The sequence below is a fragment of the Variovorax sp. GW821-FHT09A10 genome, assembly GCF_059418385.1.
The window spans coordinates 48711-60806 of the sequence record NZ_JBWKPT010000013.1 but is presented as its reverse complement, the minus strand read 5'-3'; the positions used below and the strand labels follow the sequence as shown (position 1 = coordinate 60806).

12 protein-coding genes are annotated in these 12096 nt (G+C 68.2%); 4 read left to right on the top strand and 8 right to left on the bottom strand.

Features of this window, described 5'->3' with window-relative positions; translation table 11 throughout:
• Positions 1 to 45: 45 nt before the first annotated feature.
• The 5 genes from AC07Q9_RS29705 to AC07Q9_RS29685 all read right to left on the bottom strand — a co-directional run bounded on the left by AC07Q9_RS29705 (position 46) and on the right by AC07Q9_RS29685 (position 4540).
• Positions 46 to 471, bottom strand: a complete 426-nt coding sequence (locus AC07Q9_RS29705) for an organic hydroperoxide resistance protein (RefSeq protein WP_495312750.1) — start codon at positions 469 to 471, stop codon at positions 46 to 48.
• An 81-nt stretch (positions 472 to 552) separates the two neighbouring features.
• On the bottom strand, positions 553 to 1005 hold the full coding sequence (locus AC07Q9_RS29700; protein ID WP_095950280.1) for a MarR family winged helix-turn-helix transcriptional regulator: 453 nt from the start codon (positions 1003 to 1005) through the stop codon (positions 553 to 555).
• A 777-nt stretch (positions 1006 to 1782) separates the two neighbouring features.
• Complete coding sequence (locus AC07Q9_RS29695; RefSeq protein WP_495312749.1) at positions 1783 to 2634, bottom strand: ABC transporter permease; 852 nt, start codon at positions 2632 to 2634, stop codon at positions 1783 to 1785.
• Positions 2635 to 2645: 11 nt separating this feature from the next.
• The gene (locus AC07Q9_RS29690; RefSeq protein ID WP_495312748.1) at positions 2646 to 3611 is read right to left on the bottom strand and encodes an ATP-binding cassette domain-containing protein; all 966 of its coding nucleotides are present in this window, start codon (positions 3609 to 3611) and stop codon (positions 2646 to 2648) included.
• 38 nt (positions 3612 to 3649) lie between these two features.
• On the bottom strand, positions 3650 to 4540 hold the full coding sequence (locus AC07Q9_RS29685; protein ID WP_495312747.1) for a LysR family transcriptional regulator: 891 nt from the start codon (positions 4538 to 4540) through the stop codon (positions 3650 to 3652).
• Positions 4541 to 4645: 105 nt separating this feature from the next.
• On the opposite strand from AC07Q9_RS29685, the gene AC07Q9_RS29680 reads away from it, so the two are divergent.
• Together AC07Q9_RS29680 and AC07Q9_RS29675 are read left to right on the top strand one after the other, a co-directional pair.
• On the top strand, positions 4646 to 5311 hold the full coding sequence (locus AC07Q9_RS29680; RefSeq protein ID WP_495312746.1) for a glutathione S-transferase family protein: 666 nt from the start codon (positions 4646 to 4648) through the stop codon (positions 5309 to 5311).
• The gene (locus AC07Q9_RS29675) at positions 5308 to 6273 is read left to right on the top strand and encodes a flavin-nucleotide-binding protein (RefSeq protein WP_495312745.1); all 966 of its coding nucleotides are present in this window, start codon (positions 5308 to 5310) and stop codon (positions 6271 to 6273) included. Before AC07Q9_RS29680 ends, AC07Q9_RS29675 begins: the two co-directional genes overlap by 4 nt.
• On the opposite strand, the gene AC07Q9_RS29670 is transcribed toward AC07Q9_RS29675, so the two are convergent.
• Complete coding sequence (locus tag AC07Q9_RS29670) at positions 6274 to 7437, bottom strand: cytochrome P450 (RefSeq protein ID WP_495312744.1); 1164 nt, start codon at positions 7435 to 7437, stop codon at positions 6274 to 6276.
• Positions 7438 to 7520: 83 nt separating this feature from the next.
• Here AC07Q9_RS29670 and AC07Q9_RS29665 point away from each other — a divergent pair, with 83 nt between their 5' ends.
• Complete coding sequence (locus tag AC07Q9_RS29665; RefSeq protein ID WP_495312743.1) at positions 7521 to 8216, top strand: ArsR/SmtB family transcription factor; 696 nt, start codon at positions 7521 to 7523, stop codon at positions 8214 to 8216.
• A 207-nt stretch (positions 8217 to 8423) separates the two neighbouring features.
• Positions 8424 to 9359, top strand: coding sequence for a hypothetical protein (locus tag AC07Q9_RS29660; RefSeq protein WP_495312742.1), 936 nt, complete (start codon positions 8424 to 8426; stop codon positions 9357 to 9359).
• 48 nt (positions 9360 to 9407) lie between these two features.
• Here the strand turns inward: AC07Q9_RS29660 and AC07Q9_RS29655 are convergent, their stop codons facing one another.
• Together AC07Q9_RS29655 and AC07Q9_RS29650 are read right to left on the bottom strand one after the other, a co-directional pair.
• Positions 9408 to 10430: a Bug family tripartite tricarboxylate transporter substrate binding protein gene (locus AC07Q9_RS29655; RefSeq protein ID WP_492683664.1), complete on the bottom strand. Its 1023-nt coding sequence runs from the start codon at positions 10428 to 10430 to the stop codon at positions 9408 to 9410.
• A gap of 124 nt (positions 10431 to 10554) precedes the next feature.
• Complete coding sequence (locus AC07Q9_RS29650; RefSeq protein ID WP_489061101.1) at positions 10555 to 12072, bottom strand: AMP nucleosidase; 1518 nt, start codon at positions 12070 to 12072, stop codon at positions 10555 to 10557.
• Positions 12073 to 12096: the final 24 nt, after the last annotated feature.

The following is a 12096-nucleotide window of genomic DNA, read 5'->3' as shown; positions in this document are numbered from 1 at the left end:
GGGCTTGGGGCCGGGGCGCTTTTTCGTGAAGCCGTCAGAGCGGGATCAGACGATGGTCAGTTCCACGTCGATGTTGCCGCGGGTGGCGTTCGAGTACGGGCAGACCTGGTGGGCGGTGTCGACCAGCAGCTTCTTCTGTGCGTCGTCCAGGCCGGGCAGCGTGATCGCCAGTTGCACCGAGATGCCGTAGGCCGAGCCGCCGTTCGTCGGGCCGAGGGACACCTTCGAGTCGATGGCGACGTCTTCCGGCACCTTGACGCTGATCTTCGGGCCGACGGCCTTCATGGCGCCGATGAAGCAGGCGGCGTAGCCGACCGCGAACAGCTGTTCGGGGTTGGTGCCGGGCTTGCCCGAGCCGGGCGAGCTCAGCTTGACGTCGATGGCGCCGTCGCTGGACTTGCCGGCGCCGTCACGGCCGCCGACAGTGTGGGCTTCTGCGGTGTAGAGAACTTTGTCGAGCTTGGTGGTCATGGTGATTTCCTTTGGTCAGGGGAGTGGTGATGAAAGGGCTTCTTCTCACGAAGCCGGGGAGAACTCTGGATGGGTTGTGTGTCAGGCGGCTTTGCGGATGCGGTCGCGCAGGGTCTGGATCTGCTGCGTGAGGGCGATCAGCTCGGGGACGGAGCATTCGGCGGCGGCCATGAGGCACTCGGGGACGTTGGCGGCACGGGACTTGAGCTTGCGGCCTGCGGTGGTGAGCGTGATGTGGACGCGACGCTCGTCCGCGACGTCGCGGACTCGGGCTACGTAGCCGTTGGCTTCGAGGCGCTTGAGGAGCGGGGTGAGGGTGCCGGAATCTAAAGAGAGACGTTCGCCGAGGGCGGAGACGGTGGGGCCGTCTTGCTCCCAGAGGGCGAGCATCACCAAGTATTGAGGGTAGGTGAGCTGGAGCTTTTCTAGCAACGGCTTGTAGAGGCGGGTCATTGCCAAGGAGGCGGAGTAGACGGCGAAGCAGAGCTGGTTGTCTAGCTTGAGAAGGTCGTCTGTGTTGGGTTTCGTTGGCATGGGGGAATTGTAGTTCGCAATTGAATTGTGTGCAATGTAGTTGTTTTGGGTGACTTGGGATGGTGGTCGTTTTGCTTCCCGAGGCCGGGTCTCGCCCCGGCAGGCGACCTACTTTTCTTTGCTTCGCCAAAGAAAAGTAGGCAAAAGAAAGGCGACCCCACTGTCTGCGACCCTCCGCTTCGCTGCGGGCAACCTGCGGTGCTCACGTTTCGCGGGGTCTCGCAGAACTCGCTTCGCTCAAACAGCTGCGAGCCCTGATCCGCGAAACGCTGCGCTCCTCGGCGCAGCCAGAGGGGCTTGGATACCGGGCGGGCCGTCGCTTCGCTCGGCCCGGGAACCTCCAACAGCCGGATGCAACGACTGTGCTCGCACTCATGCCGGCGCTGGTGCTCGCAGGAACATCTGCATGAGCGCACACGCCAGCGGCTCACGCAACGACCAACGCCACGACCAATCCCCGCCGCAGCAGGCGCGAAGCGCCTGCTGCGGCCCTCAGGCCGAGCGAAGCGATGGCCCGAGAGGTTCCCCAATCCCTTCTGTATGCGCCGAGGAGCGCAGCGTTTCGCGGATCAGGGCTCGCCCTTGTTTGAGCGAAGCGAGTTTGGGCGAGACCCCGCGAAACGTGAGCACCGCAGGTTGCCCGTAGCGAAGCGGAGGGACGCAGACAGCAGGGTCGCCTTTCTTTTGCCTACGTTTCTTTGGCGAAGCAAAGAAAAGTAGGTCGGCCGCCGGGCCGAGACCCGGCCCCGGGAAAGAACAAGACCCACGCCCCAGGAATCACCCCCGAAACCGCTTCCGAGTCAAAGCCAACGCAATCCAAAAAGCAACGACCGCATACAAAACCAACACACCCGTATGCACCCACCACCCCTCAGGCCACCGATCCATAAACAGCGGCCGCACCAAAGCCACAGCATTGGTCAAAGGCAACCAGGCAGCCACAGAACGCACCACAGAAGGCAACTGCTCCAGCGGAAAAAACACCCCACTCAAAAACATCATCGGCGTCATGAACAGCGTGAAGTAATAGGTAAAAAAGTCATACCCCTTAGCCAACGCATTGAAGATCAACGCCACAGAAGAAAACGTGATCCCACACCCAATCAACACCATCCAGGCCACGATCAACTTGGGGCTGTGACTGATCCCAAGCCCAAGCATCACAAACAAGATCGCAGTCACAGTAAAAATCGACTTGAACGCCGCCCACAGCATCTCCGCAAGCACGATGTCATCCAGCCCCACCGGCGCATTCATGATCCCGTCCCACGTCTTCTGCACATGCATCCGGGAAAACGCCGAATACAGCGCCTCGAAGCTCGCCGCATTCATCGCGCTCATGCAGATCGACCCACTCGCCAGGAACAGGATGTACGGCACCTGCGTGCCGTCCACGGTCACCTGCCCAACGAGAGCGCCCATCCCGTAGCCAAACGCCACCAGCCAGATCAGCGGCTCCGCGATGTTCCCGATCAGGCTAGGTAAAGCAAGCTTGCGCCACACCAGCAGGTTGCGCAAAAACACCGGCCACCATCGCATCGACAGTTCAGGCGCACGCCACACAGAGGGTGAAGGCGGCACAGGTGCCTCGGGAGAAACAGCAGCAGAAGAAGCAGTGGTTGTGTTCATAGAAAGAAGGCCTAGCCATCCTGGCGAATCTGCCGACCGGTGAGCTTGAGGAAAAGATCCTCCAGATTGGCCGGCCGATGAAAGGTGCGCAGCCCGCCGTGCTGCGTCAGCGCGTCGAGCAGGCGCCGCGCATCCTGCGTGTAGAAGAACACGGTCTCACCGCTCACTTCCACGCGCGCAGCCAGCGCCTGCAGCTCGGCCGACCCGGCCAGCGACAGCGCCCCGTTGCCATACACCTCGACCACATCAGGCTCCAGGTGCTCGGCAATGAGGTCGCGCGGCCGGCCCTCGGCGATCTTGCGGCCATGGTCGAGCACCAGCAGCCGCGAACACAGGCGCTCCGCCTCGTCCATGAAGTGCGTGGTCAACAGGATCGACTTGCCCTGCTGCAACAGCACCTGCAGCCGTTCCCACATCAGGTGCCGCGCCTGCGGGTCGAGCCCGGTGGTGGGCTCGTCGAGCAGCAGCAACTTGGGGTCGTTCACCAGCGCACGCGCCAGCGACAGGCGCCGGCGCATGCCGCCCGACAGCTCGCCGGGCTTGGCGTCGGCCTTGTGCGAGAGCGCGGCGAACTCCAGCAGCTGCGGCACGCGCGCACGCACATGCGCCTTGCTGAAACCGAAGTAGCGGCCGTACACCACGAGGTTCTCGGCGCAGCTGAAGTCGGGGTCGAGGGTGTCGAACTGCGACACCACGCCCAGCTGTGCCTTGATGGCCAGCGCGTCGCGCGGCATCTGCAGGCCCAGCGCGTCGATGCTGCCGCCGTCGGGCGCGGTGAGGCCCAGGCACATGCGGATGGTGGTGGTCTTGCCCGCGCCGTTCGGCCCGATCACGCCCAGGCACTCGCCGGGCGCGATCTCGAACGAGAGGTCGTCGACGACCGTGGTCTCGCCGTAGCGCTTGCGCAGCCCACGGACCTGGAACAACGGGGAAGAAGACGAAGCGGAAGGCGAGGAGGGGGTGGTGTGGGATGGCACGCGGCCATTCTGACGCAGCCGGCCGATTGGCGCAGCAGCTACATGCGCAAGCCGCTGAACTCGCTTTTCATCCAGTCGATGAAGGCCCGCGTGCGCGCCGGCAGCAGCCGCGCATTCGGGTAGATCACGCTCACGGGGCGGGGCGCGGGCTCGTAGTCTTCGAGCACCAGTTGCAGCCGACCCTGCGCCACGTGCGGCAGCACCTGGTAGGAGAAGAAGGTACCGAAGCCCATGCCCGCGGCGCAGGCCTCGATGGCGGGTGCGAGGTGGTTGAACTCCAGGCGGTTGTCGGGCGTGACGTGCACGGTCTTGCCGCCGTCGCGGAACGCCCATTGCGGCGGTGCATCGATGCGCCCGCGCACGCAGGGCGCACCCGCCAGGTCGCGCGGATGGCGCGGCACGCCGTGCTGCGCCAGGAAGGCGGGGCTGGCCGCCACCACGCGGCGGATGGTGCCCAGCGTCTGCGCCACCAGCGACGAGTCTTCGAGCGGGCTGATGCGGATGCCGACATCGATGCCTTCTTCGAGCAGGTTCACCGTGCGGTCGTGCAGCCGCACGCTGCAGCGCACCTTCTCGTGGCGCTGCATGAAGCGCACGATGGCCGGCGCCACGTACATGTGGCCGAACAGCACCGGCGCGGTGATGACCAGCTGCCCCGCGGGCTCGCGCGCCTCGGCCTTCAGCGCCTGGTCGGCGGCGTCGGCCGCGAGCAGCACCTCGCGCGCGCTCGGCAGGTAGTGGCGGCCCTCCTCGGTGAGCGACAGGCGCCGCGTGGTGCGGTGGAACAGGCGCACGCCCAGGTGCGCCTCGAGCGCGGCGAGCGCGCGCACCACGGCGGGCAGCGAACTGCCGAGCGCCTCGGCGGCGCGGGTCAGGCTGCCCTGGTCGGCAATCTGCACGAAGGTCTGCATGGCTTTGAAGCGATCCATGGCGCGATTAAACCGGAAAACGCAGCAGTCAAATCCGGTAAAGGCTATTCATTCATTTGGTGGAAGAGAGAAGAATCGAGGCCATACCCACCCGAAGGACTCTTCATGACCGAGAACAGCACCAACACCCGTCAGCCCGCCCAGCCCATCCAGCTCTTCGGCAGCGCCATCTCGGGCCACGTGCACCGCGTGCGCTTCTTCCTCTCGGTGCTGGGCCTGCCCTTCGAGATCGTCGAGCTCAACCTGCGCCAGCGCGAGCACCGCACGCCGGAGTTCCTGGCGCGCAACCCCTTCGGCCAGGTGCCGGTGATCGAGGACGGCGAGGTCACGCTGGCCGACTCCAACGCCATCCTCGTGTACCTCAACGAACGCTACGCCCCCGACCCGGCGCGCTGGATGCCGCGCGACCCGGTGGGCGCGGCGCGCGTGCAGCGCTGGTTCTCGGTGGCGGCGGGCCCGCTGGCCTACGGCCCGGCGGCGGCGCGCATCATGGTGCTGTTCGGCGTGGACGCCGACCGCACCGAGACCGTCAAGCGCTCGCACGCGCTGCTCTCGGTGATGGAAACCTGCCTGTCCGAACAGCCCTTCCTCGCGGGCCCGTCGGCCACGCTGGCCGACATCGCGAACTACGCCTACGTCGCCCATGCGCCCGAAGGCAGCGTGTCGCTCGACGCCTATCCACAGCTGCGCGCCTGGCTGGCGCGCGTGGAAGCCTTGCCGGGGTTCGTGCCGATGGTGCGTTCGTCAGTAGGCCTGGCGGTGGCGTCATGATCGCCGCGCCCTTCCACGCCGGCGAGCGCGCGCTGCAGTCGCTCGTGGGCTCGCGCGAGCAGATGGAGGTGGCGGGCCCGCGCGTGATCCGCGACTACATGCCTGACCAGCACCGCGAGTTCTTCGCGCTGCTGCCGTTCCTCGTGGTCGGCAGCCTTGATGCCGAGCTGCAGCCGTGGGCCAGCATGCTCGCCGCGCCCGCCGGCTTCGCGCACTCGCCCGACGCGACCCACCTGCGCATCGATGCGCTGCCGGGCGCCGGCGATCCGCTCGCGGGCCAACTCGCACCTGGCGCAACGCTCGGGCTGCTGGGCATCCAGCCGCACACGCGGCGGCGCAACCGCATGAACGGCACGGTCGAGGCGCTCGACGCGGCGGGCTTCATGGTCGAGGTGCAGCAGAGCTTCGGCAACTGCCCGCGCTACATCCAGGCGCGCGAGCCGGTGTTCGCCGCACCGCCGGCCAACGAGCCCGCCGTGCAGTGGCTCGACACGCTCGACCTCGCGGCCGAACGACTCATTGGCGCGGCCGACACGCTGTTCATCGCCACGGCGTACCCCGACGCGGTGGCGGAGGGCGACGCGGCCGATGCGCGCTCGCACGGCGTCGACGTGTCGCACCGCGGCGGTCGGCCGGGCTTCGTGCGCGTCGATGCGGGCGGCGTGCTCACGGTGCCCGACTTCAACGGCAACCGCTTCTTCAACACGCTCGGCAACCTGCAGACGCATCCGCGCGCGGGCCTGCTGTTCGTCGATTTCGACACCGGCGAGCTGCTGCACCTGAGCGCCACGGCGGAGATCGTCACGGACGGCCCCGAGGTGGCGGCGTTCGAGGGCGCGGAGCGGCTGATGCGCTTTCACGTCACGCGCGCGCTGCGCCGTCCGGCCGCGCTGCCGCTGCGCTGGGGCGAGGCCGCGTTGTCGCCGCACCTGGCGGGCACGGGGCGCTGGGCCGCGCACTGACTAGTCGAAGACGGGAATGCGCCCGTTGACTGACGGTCGATAGTGCCAACTGAGCGCATCGAGATCGGGTGCGCTTCGTTGGCGCAGCAGTGCTTCGAGGCCCGCCGCAGCCAGCGTGCAGGCCAGCGCCTGCCCAGGGCACGCATGCAGGCCATGGCCGAAGCCAAGCACGCGGCGCTGCGCGCGCACCGGCATGAAGCGGTCGGGCTCGGGGTTGAACGCCGGATCGCGGTGCGCCGAGGCCAGCAGCACCAGCACCGCATCGCCCGCCGCCAGCGAGGTGCCGGCGATCTCGACGGGCTCGATCGCGAAGCGGCGCGTGTTCTGCACCGACGGATCGTGGCGCGCCGTCTCTTCGACGATGGCGAGCAGCCCGTCGCGCGTGCGCGCCAGCGGGCGCAGCGCGGGCTCGCGCACCAGCGCGATGAGGCTGTTGCCCAGCAGGCCCGCCGTGGCGTCGCAGGTCTGCGAGAGCAGGCCCACGAGGTTCGCCAGCAGCGCGCGCGAGAGCGGCGCGCTCGCCGCGCTTTCGGTCAGCACTGCCGCCAGCAGCGTGCCGTCGCGCGGCGAGGCGTTCGCGCTCAGGGTTTCGAAGCGGTTCATCAGCGCGTCGGCCGCCACGCTCGCCGCCTGCAGCTGGTCGGCGTTCGACAGCGGGGAGAGGCAGGCGACGAAGTCGCACATCCAGCGGTCCACCTGCGGCAACGTCGCGTCGTCGAAGCCGAGCAGGTGCGCCATCGCCCGCACGGGCAGCGAGAACAGCGCCTCGGACAGCGGCGCCTGCGCAGGCAGCTGCTGCGCCACGTCGAGCGCGGCGGCATGCGCCGCGTGCAGGTCGAGGCCGGCCAGCGCGCGCTGCAAGGCCGGCCGGTGCGCCTGGTGCGCGGGGCCGTCGTTCATGCGCACGAGGTGGCCGAACACCTCGCCCGCCGGGCTGCCCACGATCGCGCGCGGCACGGGCTCGGCGGCGGGGCGCACACGCAGCGCCCCGTGGGCCTGCAGCACCTGCATGACGACATCGGCGCGGCTTGCGACCCACACGCGCAAGCCGTCGTGCCACGCGAGCGCCGGGCCGTCGCGCAGCGTGGCGTAGTAGGGGTACGGGTCGGCATGCGTGGCGGCGGCGACCGGGTCGGCGGGGTGGGTGAGCGTGGCGGTAGTCATGGCGCGCAGTGTGCGTTCGCCGCCGCCGGCACACTTCGGCCGCGAACGAAGTGTGGGATGCGGCGCCGCCTTAGGATGCCCGCATGGACGACACCACCGCTTCCGACTTCCAGCTCGCCCGCCTCGCCGGCGCCATCGCCGAGCCGGCGCGTGCCCGCATGCTGAACTGCCTGATGGACGGCCACGCCCGCACCGCGACCGAGCTCGCCACCGTGGCCGAGGTGGCCGCCTCGACCGCGAGTGCGCACCTCGCGCGACTGAAAGAAGAGCGGCTGGTCGAGGTGCTCGTGCAAGGCAAGCATCGCTACTTCCGCCTGGCCAGCGACGACGTGGCCGCCGCGCTCGAAAGCCTCATGGTGGTGGCCGGCGCGCCGCGCCCCACGGCCGCCGCCTTCCAGCCCAACACCCCGAGCCGCCTGCGCAGCGCCCGCACCTGCTACGACCACATGGCCGGCACCGCGGGCGTCGCGCTGCACGACCGGCTGCATGCACAGGGCTGGCTCAGCGGCCTTGCGAGCGGCTCGTACGAACTCACGCCCGACGGCGCCATCGCGCTGGAGAGCCTGGGCGTCGAGGTCGACGCCGTGCGCCGTTCGCGCCGCCGCTTCGCCTGCGCCTGCCTCGACTGGAGCGAACGCCGCCCGCACCTGGGCGGCGCGCTCGGCGCCGCGTGGCTGCAGCTGTCGCTGCGGCGCGGTTGGGTGCGGCAAGAGCTCGACGGACGCGCGCTCACGCTGACGCCGAAGGCGCAGCGGGAGATGCCGGAGTTGTTCAACTGACTGCCGGAGACACACGAAGAAGCTCGGTGTCCTGACCGGGAAAACTCCAAACCGGATGGGCCGCAGCCCACTTATGATCCTGCACCAAATCGGGAGGATGGAACTGTGGCAACCAAGTGGTGGGCAGCCGTGTGCTGCGTGGTTCTAGGCGCATGTGGCGGTGGAGGCGGCGGCGGAGGTAGTGGGGGTGGACTCGTCGGACTCGCCATGCCGCCAGGGGCGGCAGTGCCGGCATCCGGTGCGGGCGGCGATCCGGGCGCAAACCCCGGAACGGAAGCGGCGCCTCCCGCCGGGCCTGTCACGCAACCCGGCACGGACCCTGCGCCCATCACCGGTCCTCAGCCCGGCCCGGTCACCACCTACACCTACAAGCTGGGCAAGGTCGAGGACAAGATCAGTCCCTTCGATCCGCGCTTCCGGGGGCTGGTGCTGGACCAGCTGAACAGCCCGGCGTTCGCTGGCTACTACTACACCGGCTCGTTCTATCCCGACACAGGCAATGGCATCTTTGCCAGGGCTTCGTCGACCGATGCCTACCTCTGGTCGATGGACACGGTGGTGGCCCCCAACGGCCACTCCGCGGCCAGCTTCGTCTCGATGGCGTTGTTCATGGTCATCGGTGAGGGCACGCTGCGATCCCTCTACGGAAAGCCCACGGCGGAAACGGCGACCTATGGGTACATGAAGGTCGCCATCGACGCCGACGTCAGCGGCTCGCTGAGCCGCCTGAACGCGGCGGGTGCGCAAGGCTATTGCCGGTTGGCGAGCGGTGTGTTCGAGACGCGCATGATGCGGCAGGAGGGTGCCAGCGATGTCTGCACCTACGAATCGCCGGCCCCCCGTGTGTCTTCGTTGCAGGAGCGGCTGGACCAGCTCAACGCGATGGGGCTCAAGGGCTTCATCCCCTTCTTCCTCAACGGCGGTACCCCTTACTACGTCAAGGTGAACAACGCGTCGACGAGTTACTACTACTACGCGGTCGATGATGCGACGGGCGGCAGCGACGAAACCAAGTTCCTGGCCCTGCTCAATGCGGAAGGTGCCAAGGGTGCGACATCCTATGAGTACATCGCCAATGGCGGCATCTCACCGAAGCGGATATTCCGCATTGCCACGAACTGCAGCCGCTGGTGGCTGTGCTGACCAGGCGAAGGCATCGCGAAGGAAAGGTCCCTCACACGGGCCCGAGGCTCAGGCTTTCAGCTTGAGCAGATAGATCAGCGGGCCAGCCATCGCAATGTCGAGCTCGAGAAAGCTCTCGAAGTCCTTGCCCGCCATCCAGTACGGGTCCCAGTTGTTGCGCTTGATGGTCTTCTGCCAGAGGTCGTGCGTGGTGGCGCGCTGCACGGCGTCGAGCAGCTGGCCGCGGCGGTAGGGCGGGACCTTCTTGCCGGTCATCACGCCGCGCCAGTTGGCCAGGTCGGCGTCCACGCCCTGCTGGCGCACCGACGAAATGCCCTGGAACGGGTGCTTGGACGACACGCCGATGGCGCGCAGCTTGCCGTTGGCGATGTTCTCGGCGAACTCGCTGTAGCCCGAGATGCCGACCGCCGCCTTGCCCGTGTCGAGCGCTTCGACCACCTGCGCGCCGCCCGGGTGCGGCTGGTAGTTCAGCGACGCCGAGGCGCCGGCCACGCGCGCCAGCATGCCGGCGAACATGTGGTCCACGCCGCCGGCCGAGCCGCCCGCGATGACCGTGTTGGCGGCATCGGCGCGCAGCTGGGCAATGAGGTCCTTGGGGGTCTTGATGGGCGAGTCGGCCTTGACGGCGACCACCTCGTAGTCGCTGGTCAGGCGTGCCACGGGCGACACGTGTGCCAGCGTGACGGCGGGCTTCTGCAGCGCCACCGCGCCGACCATCACCATGCCGCTGACCAGCAGCGCCTCGGGGTCGGCGTCGTACTTCTCGACGTACTTGGCCAGCCCGATGGTGCCGCCCTTGCCACCGATGTTCTCGTAGGTGACGTTGCCCACGGCGCCCGAGGCCAGCAGGGCGGCGCCGAGGGCGCGGCCGGTCTGGTCCCAGCCGCCGCCTTCGTTGGCGGGAATGACGATGCGCAGCTTGCTGCTCAGCGGCGCATCGGCCGCGCGGGCGTTGCCGGCCCACAGCGCGGCCTGGCCCGCACCGGCGGCAGCGGCCGAGGCTGCCAGCCAGGTGCCGAAACGGCGGCGGGACAGGGGAAGGGCGGCGGCAGGCAGCGAAGACGGGCGCATCGTGTTTCCAGTTGTGTACGTGACAGCCAATGATGTCCGCGAAACATGGCCATCACACCCTCGCCCTCACAGGGAGAAACCCTGAGGGGAAAGCAAAGGAAAAGCAAACGAAACGCGTCGGAGCCTACTGGAAAGCCACTTCCGCGAAGCTTCGCAGCTTGCGGCTGTGCAGCCGGGTCGTGCCTTCCTCGCGCAGGATCTCGATGGCGCGCATGCCGATGCGCAGGTGCTGTTCCACGCGCTCGCGGTAGAAGTGGTTGGCCATGCCGGGCAGCTTGATCTCGCCGTGCAGCGGCTTGTCGCTCACGCACAGCAGCGTGCCGTAGGGCACCCGGAAGCGGAAGCCGTTGGCCGCGATGGTGGCGCTTTCCATGTCCAGCGCCACGGCGCGGCTCTGGCTGAAGCGGCGCTGCGGCTGGTTGCCGGGCAGCAGTTCCCAGTTGCGGTTGTCGGTGCTGGCCACGGTGCCGGTGCGCATGATCTTCTTCAGGTCGGGGCCTTCGCACTTCGTGACGTCGGCCACCGCCTGTTCGAGCGCCAGCTGGATCTCCGACAGCGCCGGAATCGGCACCCACAGCGGCAGTTCCTCGTCGAGCACGTGGTCCTCGCGCACATAGGCGTGGGCCAGCACGTAGTCGCCCAGCTGCTGCGTGTTGCGCAGGCCGGCGCAGTGGCCCAGCATCATCCAGGCGTGCGGGCGCAGCACGGCGATGTGGTCGGTGATGGTCTTGGCGTTGGCCGGGCCGACGCCGATGTTGGTCATGGTGATGCCGCTGTAGTCCTCGCGCACCAGGTGGTAGGCCGGCATCTGCGGCAGGCGCGGCGGCGCGGTGCCCTGGCTGCCGTCCAGCAGGTGGGCGAAGGTGTCGCTGTGGCCCGCGGCCAGCCCGCGCCGGCGCGTGATCACGTTGCCGGGCTCGATGAAGGCGATGTATTCGCTGTTCTCGTCGGCCATGGCCTCGTGGCCCAGGCGCACGAACTCGTCGATGTAGAACTGGTAGTTGGTGAACAGCACGAAGTTCTGGAACCACTCGGGCGCCGTGCCCGTGTAGTGGCGCAGGCGGTGCAGCGAGTAGTCGACGCGCGCCGCCGTGAACAGCGACAGCGGCTGCGGCTCGCCGGGCAGCGCCTCGAAGGTGCCGTTGGCAATGCCGTCGTCCATGGCGCCCAGGTCGGGCAGGTCGAACACGTCGCGCATGAGGGCGCGGCGCTCGGCGCTCATGGTGCCTTCGATGTGGTCGTTCTCGGCGAACGAGAAGTGGATCGGAATGGGTTGCGTGCTGGTGCCCACCTCGATCTCGACCTGGTGGTTTTCCAGCAGCAGGCGGAACTGGTCGAGGTAGTAGCGCGAGAACAGGTCGGGCCGCGTCAGCGTGGTCTCGTAGCGGCCGGGGCCGGCCACGAAGCCGTAGCTCAGGCCGGCGTTGGCCGGCGGCGTGTGGCGCGAGACGGTGTGCGTGTGCACCCGCACGAACGGGTAGCAGGCCCGCACCCGGCCCGGCAGCGCTTCGCCGGCGACAAAGCGCAGCATCGATTCGCGCAGGTGGGCCAGGCCGCCCTGGTAGATGGCTTTGACCTGGTCGAGCGCCTCGGCGGCGTCGGTGAAGCGGGCGGGAGCGACGAAGGTGGGCATGTAGGGCATGCCGTCATTGTGCAATGCGCCCGT